We start from the raw sequence: 23,211 nt of genomic DNA on the forward strand, positions 1-23,211 counted from the left end.
GGTCCACGCGATGAATGAAGCAGCCTCTGATACCTGGGATCTGATGGAGACGGGAATTGCAGGCGGCATCGGACCTGGAGAAGAGACGCTCACCGACCTCAACTTGATCAAGCTTCAGCAGCGTATTCCGGCGCTGAGAGTGACGAAATACGCCAAGGCGGTCGAGGCGGGCAACGGTGCGGATTGGGAGTGGTGGATCGGTTCTTCGGCCGACGAGCGGTGGATCAAGCTTCGTATTCAAGCAAAACGCGCCAGCCACAAATTCAACCGCTATGAGCAGCTCGGACACTCAGTTAAAGAAGTCAAGCAGTACGAGACCCTGATTTTGAAGAGCAGGCTCGACGGTGCAACTCCGTTGTATGTCTTCTTCAACGGGTGGCCCGAAGATAGATTTCTCGTAAAGGGCCAGTACATCGATGCGATCGCACGCAACCTCAGGGCGGTGCACGGCGGGCACGTTCCGTATCCGATGTGGGGCTCGTTGGATTGGGGGTGCGCAGTCTCCGCGGCGCAGAAGGTCAAAGAAATTTATGAGAACCCATCCACATCAGTCTTCCCGCCAGCTCTCATCCCAGCTGCTACCCGCCGAAACAAGCGCTATATCCCACGGTATCTCGTGCATTCGACCCCTTGGGCGTATCTACTTCACTCCGGGCCTTCGGGCGCGGCTCCGACTGTGCGGCAGGTGGCCGAGAACCTGCACCACATGGAGGGAAACAGATCGCCGCTCACCGACGATGCCTTCGAAGCAATGACTTACCCGATTCCGTCTCGCGAAGCCGAGCAGGCCGCCTACGGCATGTACACGATGAGGAAATTTCTCGACCCCCGCGATGAGGCGCGTTACGCTCAGCGCCTCGCGAGCGCCGAACAATTCGCTCATGAGATCGGCAGAGACGATCTGGTGGGTCGAATGCTGAACCTGCCCGACGAGACCGAGCGGACAGGGCCGGGGTATCGCCTGTTGTTGGAGCTCAACCCGGAAAGTTCAGACCTCATGAACCTACGCCTGAGCTAGCGCCGATCGGCCGACAAGAGGTCGTTTGGTTCTGATGCAAAAAAAGTAGTCGGAGGCCACCGTGTGGTGTGCCTCCGACTCACCCTGTGCAATCTCAGTGCCAGGAATGCTACACGCGCACAGTCGATATGGCGATCTACACGAACTCGCGTATTCGCGGGAGCACTGCGGCGATCTCCTCGAACAGGCTCGGCCAACCTCGACGCAGACGAGTGACCCTGCCCGATTCGAGGAAATTTCCGTCGAGAATGTGTGAAACCCGCAGATTCGCTGCAGGTGCGCCCAGCGCGGCCAGTTTGGCGTAGACAGGGTTGCTCGGAAGGTCGTGCTGATGCGAATAGGCGAGCACATCGTCCGCGGACCAGTCCCATACCGGCCCATAGGCCACAGTTCCATCGGTGCGGCGAACCGTCCCCCCGTGGTGTCGACGCTGCTCCGCTTTGTTGCTGCAGCAGCTCGCGCCTTGGCAGCGCTCGCTGATCTCACGTGCGAGAGCGGAGTAGTACATCGACCACCTGCCGGTTCCTTTCCTGGATTCGTCTGCCCGCACGCCCCAGACCTCCCCGTCACCGAACTTGGTGTGCGCAGCCCGGGCAGGCTGCGCAATCAAGGTCTCGAAGCCTCGTGCGGGTACATGAGCCGACGGGCTACCGCCGTGGTCCCATTCCCCGGTCCGGGCCATCACTGTCAGCAGCGTTGGTTCAGCGCGAATGATGTGCAGGTCCAGTCCCAGCTTCGTCGCAATCTGCTCGACGTAGGCGTAGGTCTCGGGGTATTCGAGACCGGAATCGAAAAAGGCTACCGGGACATCTGGGTCCGCCTGGCGGGCGAGATCGACAGCAACGACGGAATCTTTTCCACCGCTGAATGCGACGTACCCATCGAATTCGTCGAGGTGTTCGGCCACGCGATCGACGATCGTCGAAATGTCATGCCGCGAGGATCGAAGGGACCGTAGTCGAGTGAGATCGAGGCCGTCGAAATCGTTGCTACGCACCGCCACAACGATAGTCGGGACACGGACACTTCAGACTGGACAAAGCAGAAGCTGTACCCGAACAGGCGGAATTACCGGTTGCACAACGGCGGTCCGTGGGGCCGCTCGGCAGCAGTTTTCGGGGTGTTCGAGGTGTCCGGTGCCGGTGTTATGTTCGCCCGGATATCGTCCGTTGAATGAGCAAGAGGAAGAGGTGGCGACCGATGAGTCCCACAGAGTCCGACCCAGGCAGCGCGTTGCCCCGGTGGGTGGTCGATCCGTCGGCGGCGAACAATGCGACCGATCAGTCGAACCATTCCGAGCCGGAAGGGGGGTCGGAAGATCGCCACGATGGGCAGGACGGTGACCTCGTCCAGGACTCGGGCGTAGGCCATCCAGAACCCGCCCGTGAACAGCCTGTAGCCAGCGAATTCGTGCCGAACGACGCACCCAAAGTCGCAGCCAACAACGCTGATGAAAACGTGTCGAAAAACGTATCCCAAGCCCGGTCCAAAGTCGCATCAGAATTCGCGCAGAGAGACCGGCCCAGCTCCGCACCCAGCAGCTCCCCCTCGGCGAGCCAGCCCAATTCTGGTGCACATCGACCCACCTCGGAGCCGGCCTCACGGCCGCCGCGCGTCAACGATGGTCAGGCACCAATGCCGGACCGGCCCTCGGCCTGGCCAGGGCAGGGCGGCTCCGCACCCGCTGTTGAGCAATGGCACACCAACAAGTCGGTCGACAGTTCAGCACCGACGTCTCACCCGGAGCCAACAAGCGCCTCCGACTCTCTGGCAGTGACAGCTCATCGCCCCTTCACCTCGCAGCCCGTTCAGTTGGTAGAACCAGTGCCGACAGCAATTCCGACAGCAAGGCCGACAGCAGCTGTTGCCCCTCCGCGGTCGATCGACGAACTGGAGCTGATCCGCCGTGCGCAACTGCCTCCGAGCAAAGGTTGGCGACGGTGGCTCTACCGACTCTCGTTCGGTTCAGCCAATCCCGGACAGTCGCCGGCTGAACTCGAGTACGAGCAGCTCCTGCGCCGCGTACGGCAACCGGTTCGAGGGAACTACAAGATCGCAGTCCTGTCCATGAAGGGCGGGGTCGGAAAAACAACCACGACAACAGGGCTTGGATCGACATTCGCAGCACTGCGGGGCGAGCGCGTCATTGCCTATGACGCCAACCCAGATTTCGGGACGCTCGCCTACCGCATTCACCGAGACAGTGACCGCACAGTGCGGGACTTGCTCGCGGACAAAGAAGTACACAGCTACTCCGACGTACGGAGCTACACCTCGCAAGCGCGAAGCAGGCTCGAAGTTCTTGCAAGCGAGCGTGATCCGTCCGTTTCCGAGGCATTCAACGAGCACGACTACACCGCCGCACTGCGCATCCTCGAACAGTTCTACAACATCATCTTGACCGATTGCGGCACCGGTCTCATGAACTCGGCCATGGCAGGGGTCCTCAAAGAAGCCGACGCATTGGTCCTGGTCTCCTCCGCGGCCAAGGACGGAGCGCGCAGCGCTGGGGCGACCCTCGAATGGCTGTCGCGACACGGCTTCGACGACCTGGTCAAACGCACCGTTGTCGTCATCAACGAATCACGGAAGGGCTCGACGGCCCTCGATGTCGAGCAACTCAAGTCCTACTTCGCAGAACGCACTCGCGCCGTCCAGGTCGTCCCGTACGACGACCACCTTGCCGAAGGCGACACCATCGATCTCGAGTTACTGGGCAAGCCTGCACAACGCGCGTTCGTCGAGCTGGCTGCTCTCCTCGCCGACGACTTTCCTGCCAACGTCGGCCGGCACGCACCAGCGCCCGGCCCGAGTCCTTGGTGAGTTGGACCGTGCCGGTGAAAGTTGGCCTGTCCGTGGTGTCCGGGCGCGCCGTTAGAGTGCAGAGATGGTCGAACTATCAAGGGGCAGTGCGGCGCTCGACGTTGTGACGACCGCCTACAAGGCCGCAACAGGATGCGCGGTTTCGTGGCCACCAGCCGGCGTTTCTGGTGACTCCGCGTGCGCGCGGTGCGGTGGCGCGACAGAAGGTTCCGGACGGCGAGTGCGTGAGACTGTGTCGAGAACGTTCACCGGGTTCGACGGGTGGGTAGACGTTGCGGCTCCTACGATGTGTCACGTCTGCGTCTGGGTGTACACGACAACGGCACTTCGCTCGGACCTCCTGCTGGTCACCAGTGATCCAGTGTGCGCCACAAAATTGTCGAAGACCCGCTTACGTCGCGTTCTGGGACAAGCGATCTCTCCGACGTCCGCCGTCGTGGTTCCGTTACGCCCTGGGCGCAAGCACATTCTTCCTCATGCCCGGTGGGGTCGGGTCGCCGTCGACGACGTCGCGCTTCCATGGACAGAGCACGACGCGGAACGCCTGAGCGCAGTCGTGCGATTGCGACGGCGAGGGTTCTCCCTGGCAGCGCTTGCGCGCGCAGCGCCGGCATTCAGCACGCTCAAGAACATTCCTCATCGAACGTGGACGTCTGTGTTCGCGGATTGGGACAGCCTCGATCCGTGGCGAGAGCGTCCTGTGTACCTCGACCTCGCAGCGACGGCTTCAACGTCAACCAGAGGCACGGCATGACCCCGACCAGAGCTACGACACCGACCCGAACCTGGCTGGACGCAGCGAGCTTTCTGCCGCCCGTCACCGGTGCGGCAGCAATAGCTGAACGACTGTTGTTGCTGCTGCACTACGGAATCAACTGGGACACCGGGTGGGTGGGACGCCGGAGAGAGCTGTACTGGGACCACCACCTGCCAGACCGAGTCCGGGTCGCGACATACACCGGCGGAGCCGACCTCGATCGATGGTGGAGCACCGTGGCAACCGATCTCGAGTCAGCGCCGTCGACGAAAGAACAACGCCTCGAACTATCGGTCCTTCTACGCGAGGAATCGATACCGGTCCTGACCCTCTTACGGGAAAACACCACCGCCCTCGTACTCCGAACACGGATCGTGGCCGAAGCTGTTCAAGCGCGCCGGTCCACCGCAGCGACTGCTACATCGCCCAGGAGGCAGAAGTGACCTCGACCATGCGCTGGCAGCTCGACATCACAGCGGTCTCGGCAATCTCGCACCGCGGTGAACACAGCGCCACCACAACGACCTTGTTCCGGCGCGAAAAAATACAGCAGCCCAACGGTTCCGCAGCCTTGGTTCCGATTGTGTCCGGGAACTCCTTCCGAGGGGCGCTCCGGCGGATCGGGGAGGAGCTATTACGGGACGTCCTCGCATACGAAGGGCTTCTCAGCTTGTCTGCAGCACACACACTTCGGAACGGGGGCAGCCTGACCAAGGTCACCGGAGAGCCGCTGTCCGGCGAACGGCTACACCGGCTCCGTACATTGAACCCACAGGTCAGCGTGTTCGGCGGGAGCGGCGGCGGTCGAATGATCGACGGCTGTCTCCGCGTGGGCAAAGTGATCCCGCACGTCCTCGAAACCGACCACCTCATGAGCCGTCCCGCACCGGACCGTGCTGTCTTGAGCCAATTCGACACCATGGCGCTCGAACGGTACAGCCGGTTCGACGATTCCACCGATCATGACTTCCCCGCAGTCGGCCGAACCGACGCAGCCACCGTCGACGGTAGCTCTCTGATGCGTTATGAGATCGAAACGCTGCCTGCCGGTACACGATTCGAGTCCTTTTTGCGTCTCGATCGCGCAACCGATCTGGACGTGGCCTTCTTCTCCGACGTCGTTGGCAGGTTCGTCGAGTCCGGAACCATCGGCGGGCGTACAGCTATCGGACACGGCCTCGTCCGCACCAGATTCGAGCGGACCCTTCTCGCCGGCGACGAGCCGAAAGAGCTCGACTGGCGAACCCATCTTCGAGAGCGCCGTGACGAGGCGCTGGAAGTCATGGAGGCGTTGACGTGATGAGGCCGTTCGAGGTAAAAGCACACCTGGCGGTCGGACTTGCGCATGCAGCTCCGTGGGCGACGAGCCTCGATGGCTTGCTCGCATCCGAGATGTGGGAAGACGAAAAAGCCGCTGCTCGGGACCGCGGACAGTACCTCGAAGCCGCCGGCCCCGACGAGGTGCCCGCCGATCTGGATCTACCACTCGCTCGGTGCACTCTGGGGGGAGGCGACGACTGGCATTGGTGCGCGACATACGCCTATCCCGAAGACCTGGCCGACGCCCCGGAAATCCATCACTGGAGCGGACGACCCGACCACCGTGCGCTCGAGCAACTCGCGAGGTACCGACCATCGGTCATCTCCGACCGGCAGGGCCGATATCGCGCACGCCAAATGCCGCTCCTACTGACCTCCACGCGGACTGTGCTCTGGAGAGGTGTCGGCGACATCGACCGGGTGAGCGCAACCCTGGCGTCGATCGATGCGATCGGGAAGAAGCGCAGCCAGGGCGAGGGGCAGGTGCTGAGATGGGAAGTGCAGCCCGTCGACATCGATGACTGGTCGGCCGGCCACCTCCATCCGAACGGCCACCTCGGCCGCCTGAGCCCACGCATCTGTCTGCAGGGCAAACCAACAGTCGAAACAGGCGGTTTGGGCCGAGGCGCGATACGGCCACCGCACATGCACCGGTCGAGAATGCGCGAGCTATGCATGCCATGGACACCCCAGTGACCCGTGAACACGCACCGGAAACGTTGCGGGACAGCAACTTGTCGGAGCCGAACGCCATACTGACAACCATGCGAATCCGAACCCTCGATGGTCCACCGCTACCTGCCGAAATCTTGGCCCATGCGGCGCGCGCGGTCGTTCTTGCGGACCTTCTCGCCGGCCAAGACATCACCTGCGGCGAGAAGCCTTCAGCGAGGAGCGACGCAAGTCGAGACGCTTCGACGATCAACCGCGGTTGATCGCGCCGACTGTAACGGGGTAGGCATCACCAGGCAGGTCTGACCGGCGAATCGCGCGTTGATTCACGCTGTGCGGGAGCGTATTCGGTACACCTGCCGGGTCGTGATTCCGAGCTGGCTTGCACTGGACTCGGCTGGGACGTTCTGGGCCGAAAGCGTGGCTATCGTGAGCGCCTGTTGTTGATGCCGGGTAGGCCGGCTCTCTATGGCTGTGGTGTGCTGAAGCTCTTGGCGCTCTCGTGGTGTCCTTCCGCCCCAAATTCCGTGTTGTTCGTTGTACGTCAGTGCATGGGCGAGGCAAGCGGCTCTGGCGGGGCATTCTGCGCAGACCCGCTTTGCTCTGCTGGTTGCTCCACCCGGGGGCGGGAAGAACTCCTCGGGGTCTGTCTGTGCGCACAATGCGTCCGAGCGCCATGACGAAATGTCCGCCGCCGCGGGCGGGGGCAGTGGCGCGGCGATGGCTGTTTCGAGCGGTGTCACGTGTTGGGTCCTTTCTTTCGGGCGACCCGGCCTTTTTCGAGTGGGTTCGACGATATCGAGGGACCCGGACACTTCACGCAGCACACGTGGCGGTCCGGTGCTCTTTGAGCCCGGACCGTCAATGTCCCCGGCACTGAGTGCGCCGGGGACGTTGACGGTTGGTGTGACTGGGTGAAAAGCGTTCTGACGCAGTAAGATTGAGGCGTCCTGTTGTTGGTGAGACTGACCATCTTGCCCATCTTTCGAGGAGTTTTGCGATGCCGGATTTGGCGACTGCGGTAACTGTTGTGGATGCGTGCGGGAGGGCTGGTGTCCCGTCGTTGTTGATCTCGGGTCCGGGTATGGGGAAGTCGAGCCTGGTTCGAGCACTTGCTGCATCCGAGGGGGTGTTGTGCGAAACGGTCTTGGGGTCCTTGCGGGAGCCCGCCGACTTCGCAGGCCTACCGGTAGTCCGTGAGAGTGGCGTGAGATTGGAGGCCCCGGATTGGGCGCGACGGCTACATGCAGAGGGTGGGGGCTACCTCTTTCTGGACGAGCTGACCACGAGTCCACCGGCCGTTCAGGCGGCGATGCTGGCAGTCGCACTGGATTTGAAGGTGGGTGATCTGCAACTGCCGAAGGGGACTCGGGTCATCGCAGGTGCGAATCCGCCCGATTGCGCTGCAGGGGGGTACGAGTTGGAGGCTCCCTTAGCAAACCGCTTCTGCCACATCGAGTTCACGCCGTCTGTCGATGAATGGCTCGACGGTATGGCCACGGGTTGGGCAAGCACGGCCTCTTCGCGTGCGGTGACCAGCGACGAGCAGCGGGAGGCGTTGGTGCGCAGTTCCATCATCGGGTACATCCAGCGTGCGCCCGAGGCGCTCGATGCGTTTCCGAAGGTCGGAGTGCAGACAGGTGGAGCATGGCCGTCTCGGCGCACCTGGTCGATGCTTGCGCGGGTGTTGCCACATCTTTGCGACGACGACAATGCGGCGACCAACGCGGTGGTATTCGGCTTGATCGGGGAAGGCGCGGGTGTCGAATTCCTCGAATGGCGTCGCAAGGCCGACCTCCCAGACCCCGTTGCCGTGATCGAAAACCCCGAGACGGCGTTCGATTGGCGCTCGCGTCCTGATCTGGTGTGGGCCGTGCTGTCCGGCGTGACGGCGTGGGCGGCCTCGCGGGGCACCGTCGAAGCGTGGCGCAACGCCTGGGGTCCGCTGATTGCCGCCGCCGAGGCAGGAGCACCCGACGTGGCCGGGGCTGCGGCACGCACTCTGGCGAAAGCGCGACCGGCGAAGGCCGCTGTTCCTGCGAGCGCGCGCCGGTTTGCGCCGATGCTGGTGGCAGCGGGTTTGGTCGAGGCTGCGGCATGAGCGGCGTGCGTGAGCTCGAGCCGGTTGAAATGCGAGCGTTCCGACTCGCGCGGCTGGTGTCGGCTGAGCAGATGCCGTACTTCATGCGCGCTCTGTTCGCAGCGCAACCCGTGGCGGCACCGGGCCTGGGTACGTTTGCGGTCGACGCTCGGTGGCGGCTGTACCTGGATCCGGATCTGTTGGTCGGGCCTTGCGCGTGGCCGGTGCCGATGGTCGGTGCAGTGCTGCTGCACGAGGTCGGGCATTTGTTACGGGCACACGCCGACCGTGCCGCCGCTCTGGCGAAGCCCATCGATCATCTGGTGTGGAACTTCGCGGCCGACGCCGAAATCAACGACGACCTGTTGGCTGCGGGAGTCAGCCTGCCCGAAGGGGTGATCACCCCTCAATCATTCGGCTGCCTTTCCGGAGACACAGCCGAGCAGTACTACGACTACCTGCGTGACCCGATTGCGCATCAGACTGTCACCGAACTCGTTGGCGCTGAGGGCGATCCGGGATGCGGATCAGGATCGGGGTGCCCTGTGGTCCCCGGTGAACTCATCGGCTCGGGAGAAGTGATCACGGAGGGACTGGACAATGCGGAAGCGGACCTGGTGCGCCGATCTATCGCGCAGGCAGTTCGCGAAGCAGCTGGTACCGGTCGAGGTAGTGCCCCGGCGGGACTGGTCCGGTGGGCAGCTGATGTTCTCGCCCCGCCCACGGTAGCGTGGGATCGTCTGCTACGGGCCGTAATTCGGCGTGCGTTGGCAGAGCAGGCGGGTAGGACGAACTATTCGTACTCCCGTCCCTCCCGCCGCAGACCTCGATGCCGCGATGGGCGAAGTGGCGGGAGTTCTCAAAGCTGGTGGCATAGCACGCGACCGGGTTCGGATTCTGGCGTGTGACGCCAAATCCACTACGGCACAACACGTACGATCGGTCGCTGATGTGACGTTGGTTGGTGGTGGCGGAACCGATATGAGGGTGGGAATCGCCGCAGCCAACGCTGCGCGCCCTGCACCCCACGTCGTCGTGGTGCTGACCGATGGCGATACACCCTGGCCCGACCGGCCCACGAGGTCCCACCTAGTGTGCGCAATCATCGGCGGCGTCCAGGGTAGGGGCGTCACACCGGCATGGGCATCGACGGTGCACGTGCCAGTCGGATCGGGGGCCACACGATGAACGAAAGCGGACCCGTGGAACTGCTCAAGTACGCAGACAGGGTGCTCACCGGCACTGGAATCGCCGCCGCCGATATCCGCATCGTCGTCGCCAGCGCAGCGGCCGACGCCGCCACAATGGCGTTGCGCGCAGGGTGGGAGTGCGCGAGCAACGCCCTGATCCTCGTCGACGGTGACGAGCGATGAGCGTGGAGTGGTTCGACCTCGCGCAACGCCTCTATGCCGCCGAAAAGATGCAACCGGTCCCTCGGCTGGCACATGCCACCTTCAAGCCGTCCAGAGCCGCCGTGGCCGTGCGTGCGGTCACGCGAGGAACAACGCTGGCCGTGTCCGTCGCTCGAGATGGATGCACCGAAGAGTCCGCGCACGACACCGAGGCTCTGGCCCTGCTCGCTCGCAACGGGGCAACGACGGTGGGTACGGCTGAACCGGCCATGCTGCTCACCGATGACGCCGCGACGATACCGAGCCTGCTGGCCCTGGCGCGTGCGCACGCCCACCACCCTGATCCGGACATAGCGGGGGCTGCCGCCATGATCGGATGGTGGGCCGATCGAGCCGACCATCCCGGAACGTCGGCGGTGATCGATCTGGTTGCTGCGTCGTCCTCGCGTCTGGTCCTCGGCACTGCGCCCGACGCCGAGCGAGCGGCCCGAACATGGCGTTCCTGGCTCGGCATTACCGACGAGAGCGTCGCAGGCCTGCATGAGTGGGCAGCGTGCATCGCAACGGGACCGCTGTTGCCGCTTCTCGATCCGATACACGACGATGACCGATACTCCTGGGATCGGACATTGTCGGCCACGACTGCGGGCCACGACTGGTCACGGCCGGACAACTCAGCTAGTGCGGCCATGGGACTACGGACCCGATGCGATGCCGCCGACCTCAAAGCCGCTGCGTTGCTGAGTGATCCACTGTGGCGAGTACGTGCGCTGCATACAGGACACGTGGCCCAGGGCATCGCATCGGTGGCGGCACCGCCGACAGGTTCACGCCGCCGCAACGTTTCGGTGTCGGTGACCTGCGACCGGCTGGACTCAAGGATGCGGGTTGATTCGGCAGTTACGGGATGGGTCGGATCACCGCTCGATCAACCCTTCGAGCGCTTCTCTGCCGACGTCACGTCCGCACAGGTGGTCAACGGCAAACTGACGCTCGGTATCGGGGTGTTCGGAGCGCACGCACCGAACGACGGAGACCAGGTGACCTTGATGCCCCAACCGCCTTCACCGGCGACGATGCGAGCAGGACGGGCGAGGTACTGGAATCTGTACCGCGCTCGCCGTTCCTGGCTTTCGACCGGACAAGCCCCGAGCGCCGTGCGCCGCGAAGTCCCGCTCGATGTCCTGATAGCGGGTGCAGAGGACGCTCCGTGATCAGAAGACGACCAAAAGTATTCATGAACAACACATTAGAAGAAGAACGGGACAACAATGCGTATCGTCGCACCCGGAGCGGACACCCCGAACCCCGACGCAACACCTTTCAAGGGAACCGAACCGTCATCGCCCGCCCATTGGCCCGGATCACAGATCATGGCCGACCCGATCACTGCACGCGTGCTGTTCTCTGTGTGGTCCGGAGACCCCGTTGTCGTCGTCCCGTCACCACCGGGCGCAGGAAAAACTCGACTGGTCGCGTTGCTCGCCGCCGCCTTGGCCCATCGCGCAGACCTACGGGTGGGTATCGCGGCGCAAACCCGAGAACAAGCCGTGGAAATCGCGCGTCGGCTCGGCGCGCTGACAGATCGAGCAGCGTTGATCTGGAAGGCGAAAGCACCCCTCCCCGACAGTGGAAGCACTCCCGTAGTGACAGGACGAAAAGTGCGGTGGTCGAATGAGACTGGCGCAATTCTCATCGGTACCACGGCGCCGTGGCTCTTCTCGGACCCGGACCGAATCGGTGCCGATGTGTTGATCGTGGACGAAGCATGGCAATGTACCTACGCCGATCTGGGGGCGCTCGGCGCGATGGCTCGACAGGTCGTCTGCGTCGGAGACCCCGGACAGATCGATCCGGTGGTCACCGGAGACGTATCGCGGTGGGAGGGCAGCGAGACCGCACCGAACCTGCCTGCCCCCCTCGCTCTGCAAGCAGCTCACGGCGATTCGGTCGGCGTGGTCCGTCTGCGACACACCTGGCGTCTCGGCGCGAGGACAACGGCCCTCATTCAACCGCTGTTCTACCCCGGCCTGCCTTTCACTTCCCGTCGCCCACCGGAGCATCTGACCGATTCCAGCGGCCCCGGCCTGCCCGAACTCGCGCATCGGCCAGTGCGGGTCATCGGAGGCCCAACCGACCCCGTCCTGGCCACACAGTGCGCCCTGCGCGCGCGAGAACTGCTGGACGCCGATGTGACCACACCGGACGGACAGCGGGCCATGACAGCGGCGGACCTGGCTGTCGTCGTCCCTCATGTCACGCAGGCTGCCGCTGTCCGGGCCTTGCTCTCGGATCACCCCGACGTACTGGTCGGCACCGCAAACTCTCTGCAAGGCCTCGAACGCGCCGCCGTTGTCGTGTTGCACCCGCTTGCCGGGTACCGGACAGCCGAGCCGTTCAATCTCGACCCCGGCAGAGCGTGCGTGATGCTCACCCGCCACCGAGCCCACATGACTGTGGTCATCGATGACGCCACCGCCCACGTCCTCGAACACGCCGAACCATCCCCGGCTCACGCCACCCACACCGGCCTGATGGCCGCACTGCACTGCACGCCCGTCGTGTAGCGATCCCCAAAAAGAAAGGCACACAACATGTCCGACACAAGTATCGAGTACAAGGCCGAGCGGCTATCCGGCATCGAGACGCCGAAAGAACTCCACGCATCGGTCGAGGGACGCGAGCGTCCGCGCATCGGCTACACCCTCGATACCCAAAGCCGGGACAACGGTGTTCGAGCGGCCAACGCTGCCGAAGGGCTGATCGCATACGCCAGACCGATCGGCCTCGAAACCGAGGAACTGACAACGGTGTTCGGAGACTTTCTGAGCGACCTGCGGCACCTTGCCGACGCCGTCGGCGTCGATTGGGACGCCGTAGACGAACGCGGTCAAGACCACTACCGCTGCGAGCTGTACGGGACCGAGTAGGGGACGCTCTGGGGAGAGGAGTGAGCGGCGGTTCGGTGCGCCGGGTCGCTGCTCGCCCCAGGCCCGTCCCCGGCACTGGGTGCGCCGGGGACGTTTTCGCTGCTGAGCCCTAGCGAACTCCGGGTCCGGTGGGTAGTGTCCTGGCGTATCGGCTTGGTGGGTGGTTCCACGAAGCCGCGGCGACGACGACTTCTGTTGTTGTCGGCGTTTTCACCAGATGAGCGGACTGACCATCCGACTTCCGAGAAGTGCAGAGGTGTGTCGAATATGAGAGTCCTCGTCCGGATCGACGGTAGGAATCATGTACCTGCGAGCAGTTCGGGTTCGTCGCGATATTGCGTGGTAGCCGTAGCGCGCGGTGTTGCGGGGGTGTTGGCTGTCTTCGCTGCATTTGCCGGCTTGGCTTGGGCTGCACTGCTGCGCCGGACCGACGATGCCGCCATCGACGGAGATCCGCGTCGTGTAGCGATGGTGTTCGCCGTTTCCTCCGTGGCGTGTGCTGTAGCAACCGGGATCGAGTGGCTGCTTCGACGGCGTAGCGGCGCAACGGATGCCAAGCCCGTTCACAGGGCACGGCCACCGAGAGAGGCTGCGTCGCGCCACCACCGGACTGTGAACTCGAATAGTCGGGCGGCAGGGGAGTTCGACAGGCCCGAGCGTCTGGCCGGTGCGACATCGTGACGAGAAGATTCGCCCCCGCACTTCGGATCGAGGTGATCGTCGTCCGCGATCCAGATGGTCCTACCCACATCCAAGTCTTCGTCGACGGTGTTCCGGCTGCAGCAACACAATTTCACATCGACGCAGGAAGGGGATGGACGTGGGGCGACTGGGCCGACACACGAGACTGCGATCTCGCGGTCATCTCATCCGGAGCGCGGGGAGCGCTCGAAGACGCCTACGACGATCCCCCCGGTGGTGACGCCGTCCGCGGCAGGATCGGTGACTGGCTGGACGGCGCTGAAAGATCGGAAAATTAAGCAGCAGAGTGATATAGCGCCGCGTTGTTGGTCGCATAGCGGCACAGAGACCAGTCAGAAATTGATCGACAGACCGACCATCTGTCCCACAGAAACGGGAGTACCCATGCAATCCTCGATCTCGACAACGCGGCCGCCCTCGGTCGACCTCTCACCGCACGCACGAGCTGCCGGCAGTACCGGCTGCAGCTCGAACAGTAAGGCGCACAGCGCCATCGCCAGCGAAGTCCATCGCCGGATGCAACACGGCCTGTCTGAGAGGTACTTTGCTGCTACTCCGAACGCCGCCGACCGCTTCCGACCAACCGTTCCTGACCATGAGCTGACGGACCACGTTTTCGAGGTGGTTTTCGGATTGCGGTGGCGGCAGGTGTTCGACTTGGCGCGCACCCTCGACGTCGAGTCCGATCTGCTGGAAACCGCACCGGAGACGGTCAGCGCCGCGTGGTGGTGCGCACCCGGCTGGCGGAAAGCGACACATGCTGCCCACACGGCGGCCTGCGGCGACAATCGGCGTCACGAACTCACAGCGACCATGAACCTGCTCGGCGTCCTCGGATGCGGGGCTGCCAGAGTCGCTGCCCGCGATGTCGGCCGAGGCTTGGTCGTACGAGATCTGATCGGTTCCGATTTCACTCAAGAGCACTACGACTACCTGACCGGGCCGTGGCGTCGCAACGTCGGCCCGGTCCATCCCGGCGACCGGCCACTAGACCAGTACCAGACGGCCCCGAACTCGCAACGCTTGTGACACCCGGGCGCATATTGCCCGCCCGGTGCAGCCACAGGAGAACGCTCCTGGGTTGCGATTCAGTGGCCGGCTGTCACAGACCTCACCGCCACGCTATCTACCCCGTGCAGGACTGCGTTTGCTATCGCGCTCACTACGAAAGGACTCCCTGATGGACCCACAATCCGGCCGAGACGGCCTCATCCACGACGTAGAGCGCCACCTCGCGGCCGAAGATGGCCGCCGCGAGGCTCGCACTGTTGCGCTTGCATGTGTCGGCTACGTCGTCGGCATGCTCGCGATCTTCAACGGGGCTCTGCCGATCGTGAAGGATCTGGTCACCGTCAGTTTGGTCATCTCCTTGGCCGGCACGTTGCTCGCTGCCTTCTCGGCTCTGACTCTGGCACTACTGCATCGTTGGTCAGACCGTTCGGACCGTAGGCGGCGCGGAAGCTGCGGGCATGCCGACTTGCCGGCGGAGGCGGTTCGATGAGCGCGCGCGGACGACTCCGCATCGCGGTGCCCATCGTGATGGCCGTACTCGCGGTCGGGACGTACACGTTCGGAACGCACGCCGATCCGCTCTCACGACTAGCGGTGGTCAACACCCCAGACCCAGCCGCGGCGAGCACGCCTGTACCCATCGCGCAGCTCCTCGCTCAGCTCGAAACGGTGGACTCGCTCGCAGACGTCGATGGATACGACCGATCCTGCAAGAAGGGCTCAGGGTGCGTGTTCGGCCCGGCGTGGACCGATGACTCGTCCGCCCCTGGATCGCACAACGGCTGTGACACTCGAAACGACGTCCTGGCAACCCAACTGATCGACGTCGAGTTCAAGCCCGGAACCCGCGACTGCAAAGTCGCAGCAGGGATACTCCACGACCCCTACACAGGATCGACGATCGACGACCTCGGGAAGATTCAGATCGATCACGTGTACCCGTTGGCGAGGGCGTGGGACGCAGGGGCGTGGGCCTGGTCGATCGACCAGCGAACCGCCTTCGCCAACGACGTCGACATCAACTTGCTCGCGGTGGACGGACGTACGAATCAGCAGAAGTCGGACAAGGGAATCGACACCTGGCTGCCACCCAACGCGCCATACCAATGCCGTTACGTCACTTCGTATCTCACCGTGGCCGCGAAATACGACCTCGACATCACCAGCGCCGATGCGCGAACAGCGTCGAGCGTCTGCAGCCAATGACCCAACGTTCGGAGGACGCCATGACCGAAACCGACCCCACCACCGACACAAACGCTGTCCCGCTCCACCCCAACCCATGGATCATCACGACCGCACCTGATCGAAACAGCTACACGATCGAATTGCCCAGCAGGGGGATCTCGTTCGCGATTGACGCCGATCTACGATTCCAGCTCCTCGATGCCCTCCACGACCCGGAAGAGCGATGATGGGCGACGCCACGGCCATCGAATGGACCGACGCAACCTGGAACCCGGTCACCGGCTGCACCGCAGTCTCGTCGGGCTGCGATCATTGCTACGCCCAAACCCTCGCTGAGCGGTTCCGCGGCACACCGGGGCACTACTTCGAGCACGGATTCGACGTCGAGATGCGCCCCGGCAAGCTCGACCAGCCGCTGCGATGGAGCCGGCCACGCCGGATCTTCGTGAATTCGATGAGCGACCTCTTCCATCCAGCAATCCCGGACGACTACATCGCCCGGGTGTTCGCGGTGTTCGCGGTGATCGCGCTCGCCCGCCAGCACACCTTTCAATTGCTCACCAAGAGACCCGCTCGGATGCGGGCACTGCTCCAGTCCGATGCCTTCCGCCGCGCCGTCGACGACGCCATCGCTGGCGTCGTCGCAGCCTTCCGCCCCGCCGATGTCTGGTACCAGAGCTGGCCGCTGCCGAACCTGTGGATCGGCGTCTCGGCCGAAGACCAGAAGACTGCAGACCTGCGAGTATGGGCGCTGCTGGACACGCCTGCAGCTCTTCGGTTCGTCTCTGCCGAACCGCTCCTCGGACCGATCGACTTCACGCGCCTACGACCCAGCAGAATCGGAGGAGCGCTGACTCGCGACGGGCTCCGTTCGGTCGAAGACTCGAAATGCGGCGGCGAGCGCGAACCAGCGCTCGACTGGGTGATCGTTGGCGGTGAGTCCGGCCGCGGGGCACGGCCTATGCATCCGCGATGGGTACGAGAGATCCGGGACCAGTGCACCGCTGCCGATGTGCCCTTTCTGTTCAAGCAGTGGGGCGAGTGGGCACCAGCGGAGGTGATCGCCAGATTCCGCGACTACCACCACTTCGACGACGGCACCGAAGTTCGACGAGTCGGCCGTAAGGCCGCCGGCCGGATCCTCGACCGACGGGTGTGGGACAGCGTGCCCGACGGAGCCGGACGATGAGAGGATCGCTCGACATCACGGCATCGGACTTCTTCTGCGGTGCCGGCGGATCTACGACCGGAATGATCGCCATCCCCGGGGTGAGGGTATCGGCAGCGTCGAACCACTGGGACAAGGCAATCGAGACGCACCAGTACAACCACCAGCACACCGAGCACATCCTCGCGGACCTCTCTCAGATCACTCCGAAGCTGTTTCCTCGCACGACAATCGGATGGTTCAGCCCCGAATGCACCTGGCACTCGAATGCTCGCGGGGCCAAGCGCCTCGCCGCGCAGATCTCGTTACTGTCCGACGACCTACCGTCCGAGGCCGCCGAGCGATCGAGGGCGACGATGTGGGACGTCGTTCGGTTCACCGAGTATCACCGATACGAATTGGTTTTCGTCGAGAACGTCGTCGAGATCTACTCATGGCCTCTCTACAGGCCATGGATCGCGGCGATGCACGCCCTCGGTTACGAACATCGCCTTATCTGCCTGAATTCGATGCACTCATGGACTTTTGGGACACCAGCGCCGCAGTCCCGCGATCGCCTCTATGTGTGCTTCTGGAAGGCCGGCAACCGGGCACCTGACTTCGAGACCGTGGTCCGTCCGCCGGCAACCTGCTCTCGCTGCGGGCCCGTGCGTGCGTTGCAGGCCTGGAAGAACCCAGGGGTGGCTGTGGGTAAGTACCGTAGCCAGTACTCCTACCGGTGCCCCGCACGTGCGTGTGCGGACACCGTGCTCGAGCCCGACTGGCTCCCTGCCTCGACCATCATCGACTGGACCAAGACCGGCCAGCGGATAGGGGACCGCACTCGTCCGTTGAAGCCGAAAACGATCGCACGAATCCAGGCCGGCATCGACCGGTATTGGGCAGCTCCGCATGCCGAGGACGCGAGAGAAGCCGCGGGCACGCTGTTCGAGTATCGGCAGGCAAGATCACGGCCGTCTGAGGGGCGGGCCCCGGTGTTCGAGCCGTTCGTGTCGGTGCTGCGGGGCCAGTCGAAGAATCATCGAACCTCGGAGGCGCTGTCGACCGTATCCGCGGGCGGCCGCCATCATGCGGTGATCACCCCGTTCATCGCAGAGCTGCGAGGTGGAGGTTCGACTGCGCGATCGGTCAGCGACGCTCTCTGCACCGTGACGGCATCGGGTAACCACCATGGCTTGGTCGTGCCCGCTGCCGCTCACCATCGAAAGTCCACACGCCGACCGATCGCTGTCGAAGACCTGTCCTTCAGAATGCTCGACGTACCGGAACTCAAAGGCGCAATGGGCTTCGCGTCGACGTACGTTCTACGCGGGGGAACCAAGCAGCGAAATGTTCGGATGTGCGGAAACGCGGTTACCCCACCGACCTCGCGAGATATCGTGGGAGTCGGCGTGCAGAGCTTGAGCCGTTGACATCGGCCAAACAGTCGTTCTGTAGTTGCATTCAAGGTTCCCGGGCAAAGGGGACGCACCGATTCTGTTGTCGTCGCCTCTCCTCCAGTTTGATCATCGTCAGACCCCGTATATGCGGGTCCTGACGGAGATCGGAGAAGTCATGAGCGACGACCGGGCTAGCCGAATCGATCCATCCAGATTGCACTTGCTCGACATCGAGAACATGGTGTCCGGCGACGTTTCCGCTGTCCGATGCTCCGCCTGGTGGGCGGACTACGTCACCGATGTGGGTGTCGGAGAGCGTGACCAGATTACGGTCGCCGCAGCCTGGCGACATGCCGCGCCGGCATTCTTCGCCGTCCCGGCGAACGCTCGGCGTATCGGTGTCACGTCCGCGCCGGATGCCGCGGACCTCGCGTTGCTCGATTCGGTGGATGTGGGCAGGGTGGCTCACCAGCACGATGAGGTGATCATCGCGTCCGGGGACCACATCTTCGCACCGCTTGCACGCGCGCTCCGGGCTGCCGGCGTTCGAGTCGTTCAGGTCGTTGCCTCCGGCGTCGGTGTGAGCGCCGAACTGTACTGCAGCTGTGACGATCTGATCTGTCTTCGTGGATCGGACCGTGTTGTCGAGGCGCATAACGCGCATTCGACGAGCGCAGCGCGGCGTGGCCCACGTGCGTCCGAGCGCAGCTCGGGTGTCGCCGTGTTCGCAGCGCGGATGGCCGATAGTCGGCCGCAGTTACGGACTACCGATCGGGCAGCGCAATGAGCGGGGAAGGCAGCGTGACGTCCTACGACGACGAGGAGCCAACGGTCTATCCGGACGGGTCGGTCGGCGGCGGAGTCGAGCGAGGGGGTGAGGAATTGAGCGGCCAGTACGGGCCGAGTCGTTTCTCCCAGGCGCTCGTGTGGTGCGCCGGCCCGACGTACGTACGTACTGCGCCCGTTGGTACATGGACTCTGCTGCAGAGCGTCGGAGTAGCTGGTTTGTTCTCGACAATGATCGTCGCGCTGAGCGCGACGATCATTGCGGGGCTTGCCGACATGGGTCCTGTGTGGGCATCGATCGTCAGCGTCGTTGTTGCCGCCCTCTACTTTTCGTATCGCCGCCTCGTGGTGGCGACCGTGGCGTCCACCGTGTTCGCGCGGTCGCGACGAACCGGATCGCATCTCGTCAGTGTGGCCGTCATGGCGTCCGTGAGCGTGCTCACTGCCGGGACGGGTTCCTGGGTGTTCGGGATGGCGATCTTCGGGCAAGAGGTTCGCTCTCAGGTCGCGGTGAACGTGGCGATGCATCAACAAGACGACTTGAACGAGTGGTACCGCAGCCGAGAAGCCAACCGTGATGTCGCGTCGAGGATGTACGCCGAGCAACTGTCGCAGCCTGCGCAGATGCGAGACAGCCTGCAGGACGCAGTCTCCGGTCTTGAAATGCGCGAAGCCGGGGCCTGGCAAATGGTGATGTGCGAGATGACGTCTTCACCCGATTGTTTTTCCGGCACAGGCGAAGTAGGAATAGGCCCTCGGTCGGTGGCGGCCAATGAAGAGCTGGATGCTGTCACCACTGAGCGCACTTCGGCCCAGCAGCGGCTTGCCGAGTACACCGTCTTTCCGGTGCCTGCCCCCTTCGACGCAGTCCAACTTGCAACGTGCGGATACTCGAAACAGACGACCGAGTTGACGCCCTACGATTCCGACCGCTGTCAGGGCATGCTGCTGGTCGAATCGAGCGTCGACCAACTCGCCCCGGAGCACCCACCCGCGCGCTCGAGCAACGGGCTTCTCCCGCACCTCGAGGCATTCGGTTCCTTGCTGTGGAACTCCGAGAACGCGGGCCCGGTCTGGCTCGTCGTGGTCGGGCTGTTCTTCGTTCTGGTCAGCGTGGATCTCCTACCTCTGTTGTTTCTCGTGCAGAGCGGCCGACGCGGATGACTTCTAGTTACTTCAACACCTGCGACCATCGTGATGCCGATCCCGTCGGCGTTCAGCAGCATTCGGAAAGGCCACGGCCATGACAACCCCCACCCGACCGGACACGATCACTCGACCCGGCCCCATCGCACGCTTTCTACTCGGTTGCTGCGGTGCCAACTGGATGCACATCAAGGAAAAAGCGGAGCTCAACTGGTACTGCAGCCTGGGGATGTCGGTGATCGTGACCTCGATCATCTCGGGCATTTCCGCAGTGCTGCTCGCTACCACTGGCTACTCGAATCTGCCGCTGGCGCTGGTGATTGCCATCGGAGTGGTGTGGACGATCGTCGTGTTCAACGTCGACCGCCTGATCGTTTCCCGGCCGCTCACCTCGTCGCGGTGGCGGAGCAAATTCAGCCTGTTCTTCGTGCGCTTTCTCCTCGCCGCGGGCATCGCGATCTTGATGGCCGAGGGCGTTGAGCTGACGCTTTTCGACGACGAGATCTCAGCGCAGGTCGATCGAGACAACAATGCTGCAGCAGTCCGGCAGCAGAACGAGTACAACCAGGCTCGGCTCGATGCCAAGGCATCGGCAGAGCAGAGGTACAAAGAGCAAATCGAGTACCCGAACACAGCCGTCGACCGTCTCACGGCCTCGGTCGATGCCGCGACGAAACAGGTCGAGGACGCGAATCGCGTGCTCAAGTGCGAATCAAACCCGGCACCGGACTGCGAGACGGGAACCGGCATCCCGGGGCTCGGCGCAGAAGGACAAGAGGCCTCCGCTGCAGTCGCGAGAGCGAACGAAGCGCTTCAGCGAGCAGTCGCTGCGCGCCAGGACTACACGGTGATACTCAAACCATCAGGCTTCACCGCCGACCAGTTGCAAGCGTGCGGCCAAGGACCGACGAGCACTGACCTGACACAGCAGGCCATCGATACATGCCAAGCACAGATTCTGGTCAGCGAACAGGTCAACGCTGTACCGGTACCCAGCGAGGCTGACACCAGCCAGAACGGGCTACTGCGTCGGATCGTCGCGCTGTCCTCACTTGCCTCCGGAGAACACGGAACCACTATCTGGGCAGTACGCATCCTGTTGTTCATCGTGCTCGCCAGCATCGATCTGGTGCCGTTGACCGCGAAGTTCGTCGGCGGCACCACCGGTCATGACGCGCGGGTCCGCAAGGACAGCATCGACGCGAACAACGAACTGGCCGAGAAGATCAACGACTCTGTGCACGCTGTTCCACACTTCCTGGAAAAGCAGAGGGGATGGAAGAAGCCCGCGGCCGATCAACGCCGCGCGTTCTTCACCGACGTCTTCGAGAAACAAGCCGACGACATTCGGGGGCGCTGGCAATCCCCGACCAACGCCCGTGACGATGTTCTCGATGAGCCGGAGACACTCGTCGACCCGGACTCCGAACCGACGAACGGTGTCGGACCCGGATACGTCCTCCGAACGACTGACGGGGACAAATTCCAGCTCGTGGAACCACTCCCGGACGCTCGAACACGGTGGTACGACCTCTGGCTGTGCACCAGAAAAGATCGTGAGGACGAAGACCAAACGACTCGGGAGGAATACTTCGTAGCCAAGATCGGGAAAATCGATCCTGCGTTTGCGCCGGCCAAGCAGCCAGCGTTAAAAGGGCTCGAACGCGACGTTCTCGCTCGGCTCATTCCGTTGGGTCGGCACCATGTCGTCGACATAGTCAGTGGACAAGACGTGCAGCTAGACGACGATTCCGAGAGACCGTTCATCGTCATGAGGCACTACCCGCTAGGCGATATGAAGAAGTACGTGGAGGACCGATGGGGTAACGAAGTGCCGATACTTCCACTGCTGGAGTTGATCCACCAGACGCTGGAAGCTCTGCTCGTGACGCACCGCGCCGGCTTCCTGCACCTCGACATCAAGCCTGCCAACGTCCTTGTCGACTTGATCAATGGAGAACCTCACGCTGTGCTCACCGACTTCGGTATCGCCGGAGCGACCCGCGCATTCGATCAAGCAGGGTTCACCGACATGGACTCCACCTTCACCGGCACGTACAACTACGCCGCGATCGAACAGATCCTCCCGGGGCGCGGACTCGGCCATCAAACGGCACTGTGCGACCTGTGGTCAGTGGGCGCAATGGTCTATCGGCTCATCTCGGGGGCGTACCCGCGTGACTTCGCCGAGTCCCGTTGGGTCGACATGCCCCTGCTCGACAACGGCAAAGTCGACCGCCGATCGGACGAGTACCGACGGTGGCTGGAAAAGACCAGGCCTGACGCGCCCCGGCTGGACGTCATCACCCCCGGTGTGCCTACGCCGCTTGCTGATCTCGTCGAACGATGGCTATCGAACAACCCACTCGATCGAGTTGATCGCACTGCTCTGACGTTGGCCGAGGGTGAGAGCCTGTCCGACCCCGGTGCGCTGCTCGAGAACCGCGGTGACGAAGCCGTGATGTCGGACGCTCTGGCACGCCTCGGCTCGACGGTCAGGGGCATACGATGAACAAGCATCTACCACTGAGAGAGGCACGTGCGATGGTCCCCAACTCTTCGCCAGTTCCGCCCGCGAAGATCGGGATCCGCGAGGCACTGCGTACCCGGATAGCCTGCGCTGCGTTGTGGATCGTTTTCGTCGCTGTGCTGGTCTTCGGTGTGGGGAGAATCGACTTCGTCCGTGACAACGCCGCACTGGCAGTCTTTCTCGTGGGAAGTGTTGTCCCACTGATGGTGTGGCGGTTTGCTGGTATTGGCATTTCAGACCTGAAGTATCGCCGCGAACGTGGGCAAGGGCTTGGGTCCCAGGCCGGTGCTTCATGGACCGATCGCGAGGAACAGACAGAACACGATCCCTTCGATCCTGTGGCGCAATC

The 23,211-nt window shown here is 63.4% G+C and carries 22 protein-coding genes and 1 pseudogene; 21 read left to right on the forward strand and 2 right to left on the reverse strand.

Annotated features, from left to right (window positions below; all coding sequences use genetic code 11):
- Positions 1 to 10 precede the first annotated feature (10 nt).
- Positions 11 to 1,018: a DUF6615 family protein gene (locus tag CH296_RS26295; protein ID WP_139278550.1), complete on the forward strand. Its 1,008-nt coding sequence runs from the start codon at positions 11 to 13 to the stop codon at positions 1,016 to 1,018.
- 136 nt (positions 1,019 to 1,154) lie between these two features.
- Here CH296_RS26295 and CH296_RS26300 read toward each other — a convergent pair whose 3' ends face one another.
- Positions 1,155 to 2,021, reverse strand: coding sequence for a phosphoadenosine phosphosulfate reductase family protein (locus CH296_RS26300; RefSeq protein ID WP_015586207.1), 867 nt, complete (start codon positions 2,019 to 2,021; stop codon positions 1,155 to 1,157).
- 770 nt (positions 2,022 to 2,791) lie between these two features.
- Between CH296_RS26300 and CH296_RS29690 the strand changes: the two genes are divergently transcribed.
- The 4 genes from CH296_RS29690 (at position 2,792) to CH296_RS26325 (ending at position 6,614) form a co-directional block, all read left to right on the forward strand.
- Positions 2,792 to 3,841, forward strand: coding sequence for a MinD/ParA family protein (locus CH296_RS29690; RefSeq protein ID WP_306436928.1), 1,050 nt, complete (start codon positions 2,792 to 2,794; stop codon positions 3,839 to 3,841).
- Positions 3,842 to 4,591: 750 nt separating this feature from the next.
- Positions 4,592 to 5,041 (forward strand): hypothetical protein, encoded by a 450-nt coding sequence (locus CH296_RS26315; protein ID WP_015586210.1) that lies wholly within the window; start codon positions 4,592 to 4,594, stop codon positions 5,039 to 5,041.
- Positions 5,038 to 5,898 (forward strand): RAMP superfamily CRISPR-associated protein, encoded by an 861-nt coding sequence (locus CH296_RS26320; RefSeq protein WP_015586211.1) that lies wholly within the window; start codon positions 5,038 to 5,040, stop codon positions 5,896 to 5,898. Before CH296_RS26315 ends, CH296_RS26320 begins: the two co-directional genes overlap by 4 nt.
- The gene (locus CH296_RS26325; protein WP_015586212.1) at positions 5,898 to 6,614 is read left to right on the forward strand and encodes a hypothetical protein; all 717 of its coding nucleotides are present in this window, start codon (positions 5,898 to 5,900) and stop codon (positions 6,612 to 6,614) included. Before CH296_RS26320 ends, CH296_RS26325 begins: the two co-directional genes overlap by 1 nt.
- Positions 6,615 to 6,916: 302 nt before the next feature.
- Here CH296_RS26325 and CH296_RS29935 read toward each other — a convergent pair whose 3' ends face one another.
- Positions 6,917 to 7,702 (reverse strand): WhiB family transcriptional regulator, encoded by a 786-nt coding sequence (locus CH296_RS29935; protein WP_244165176.1) that lies wholly within the window; start codon positions 7,700 to 7,702, stop codon positions 6,917 to 6,919.
- Between CH296_RS29935 and CH296_RS26340 the strand changes: the two genes are divergently transcribed.
- The 16 genes and pseudogenes from CH296_RS26340 (at position 7,591) to CH296_RS26415 (ending at position 22,844) form a co-directional block, all read left to right on the forward strand.
- Positions 7,591 to 8,691, forward strand: a complete 1,101-nt coding sequence (locus CH296_RS26340) for an ATP-binding protein (RefSeq protein WP_015586215.1) — start codon at positions 7,591 to 7,593, stop codon at positions 8,689 to 8,691. The two genes, CH296_RS29935 and CH296_RS26340, sit on opposite strands and share 112 nt — an antisense overlap.
- Positions 8,688 to 9,858: pseudogene (locus CH296_RS26345) on the forward strand (VWA-like domain-containing protein). Before CH296_RS26340 ends, CH296_RS26345 begins: the two are co-directional and overlap by 4 nt.
- A complete protein-coding gene (locus tag CH296_RS26350) occupies positions 9,855 to 10,043 on the forward strand; it encodes a hypothetical protein (protein WP_032364835.1) in 189 nt (62 codons plus the stop codon). Before CH296_RS26345 ends, CH296_RS26350 begins: the two are co-directional and overlap by 4 nt.
- Positions 10,040 to 11,236, forward strand: a complete 1,197-nt coding sequence (locus CH296_RS26355; protein WP_015586217.1) for a hypothetical protein — start codon at positions 10,040 to 10,042, stop codon at positions 11,234 to 11,236. The genes CH296_RS26350 and CH296_RS26355 overlap by 4 nt, the downstream gene beginning before the upstream one ends.
- Before the next feature lie 57 nt (positions 11,237 to 11,293).
- Positions 11,294 to 12,589: an AAA family ATPase gene (locus tag CH296_RS26360; RefSeq protein WP_015586218.1), complete on the forward strand. Its 1,296-nt coding sequence runs from the start codon at positions 11,294 to 11,296 to the stop codon at positions 12,587 to 12,589.
- A 27-nt stretch (positions 12,590 to 12,616) separates the two neighbouring features.
- Complete coding sequence (locus CH296_RS26365) at positions 12,617 to 12,952, forward strand: hypothetical protein (RefSeq protein ID WP_015586219.1); 336 nt, start codon at positions 12,617 to 12,619, stop codon at positions 12,950 to 12,952.
- Positions 12,953 to 13,629: 677 nt separating this feature from the next.
- On the forward strand, positions 13,630 to 13,932 hold the full coding sequence (locus tag CH296_RS26370; RefSeq protein WP_032375878.1) for a hypothetical protein: 303 nt from the start codon (positions 13,630 to 13,632) through the stop codon (positions 13,930 to 13,932).
- Positions 13,933 to 14,275: 343 nt separating this feature from the next.
- The gene (locus tag CH296_RS26375) at positions 14,276 to 14,683 is read left to right on the forward strand and encodes a hypothetical protein (RefSeq protein WP_032375879.1); all 408 of its coding nucleotides are present in this window, start codon (positions 14,276 to 14,278) and stop codon (positions 14,681 to 14,683) included.
- A 151-nt stretch (positions 14,684 to 14,834) separates the two neighbouring features.
- Positions 14,835 to 15,155: a hypothetical protein gene (locus CH296_RS26380; protein ID WP_015586223.1), complete on the forward strand. Its 321-nt coding sequence runs from the start codon at positions 14,835 to 14,837 to the stop codon at positions 15,153 to 15,155.
- On the forward strand, positions 15,152 to 15,871 hold the full coding sequence (locus CH296_RS26385; protein ID WP_015586224.1) for an HNH endonuclease family protein: 720 nt from the start codon (positions 15,152 to 15,154) through the stop codon (positions 15,869 to 15,871). The genes CH296_RS26380 and CH296_RS26385 overlap by 4 nt, the downstream gene beginning before the upstream one ends.
- Before the next feature lie 20 nt (positions 15,872 to 15,891).
- Positions 15,892 to 16,080 (forward strand): hypothetical protein, encoded by a 189-nt coding sequence (locus CH296_RS26390; RefSeq protein WP_139278549.1) that lies wholly within the window; start codon positions 15,892 to 15,894, stop codon positions 16,078 to 16,080.
- Complete coding sequence (locus tag CH296_RS26395; protein WP_015586226.1) at positions 16,080 to 17,042, forward strand: DUF5131 family protein; 963 nt, start codon at positions 16,080 to 16,082, stop codon at positions 17,040 to 17,042. The genes CH296_RS26390 and CH296_RS26395 overlap by 1 nt, the downstream gene beginning before the upstream one ends.
- Positions 17,039 to 18,433, forward strand: a complete 1,395-nt coding sequence (locus CH296_RS26400; RefSeq protein ID WP_015586227.1) for a DNA cytosine methyltransferase — start codon at positions 17,039 to 17,041, stop codon at positions 18,431 to 18,433. The genes CH296_RS26395 and CH296_RS26400 overlap by 4 nt, the downstream gene beginning before the upstream one ends.
- Before the next feature lie 142 nt (positions 18,434 to 18,575).
- Positions 18,576 to 19,187, forward strand: coding sequence for an NYN domain-containing protein (locus tag CH296_RS26405; protein ID WP_157773221.1), 612 nt, complete (start codon positions 18,576 to 18,578; stop codon positions 19,185 to 19,187).
- 14 nt (positions 19,188 to 19,201) lie between these two features.
- On the forward strand, positions 19,202 to 20,350 hold the full coding sequence (locus CH296_RS26410) for a DUF4407 domain-containing protein (protein ID WP_157773223.1): 1,149 nt from the start codon (positions 19,202 to 19,204) through the stop codon (positions 20,348 to 20,350).
- Between the two features lie 79 nt (positions 20,351 to 20,429).
- Positions 20,430 to 22,844, forward strand: a complete 2,415-nt coding sequence (locus tag CH296_RS26415) for a DUF4407 domain-containing protein (RefSeq protein WP_015586230.1) — start codon at positions 20,430 to 20,432, stop codon at positions 22,842 to 22,844.
- Positions 22,845 to 23,211 lie beyond the last annotated feature (367 nt).

This window comes from Rhodococcus sp. 14-2496-1d (genome assembly GCF_002259365.1).
GTDB lineage: Bacteria > Actinomycetota > Actinomycetes > Mycobacteriales > Mycobacteriaceae > Rhodococcoides.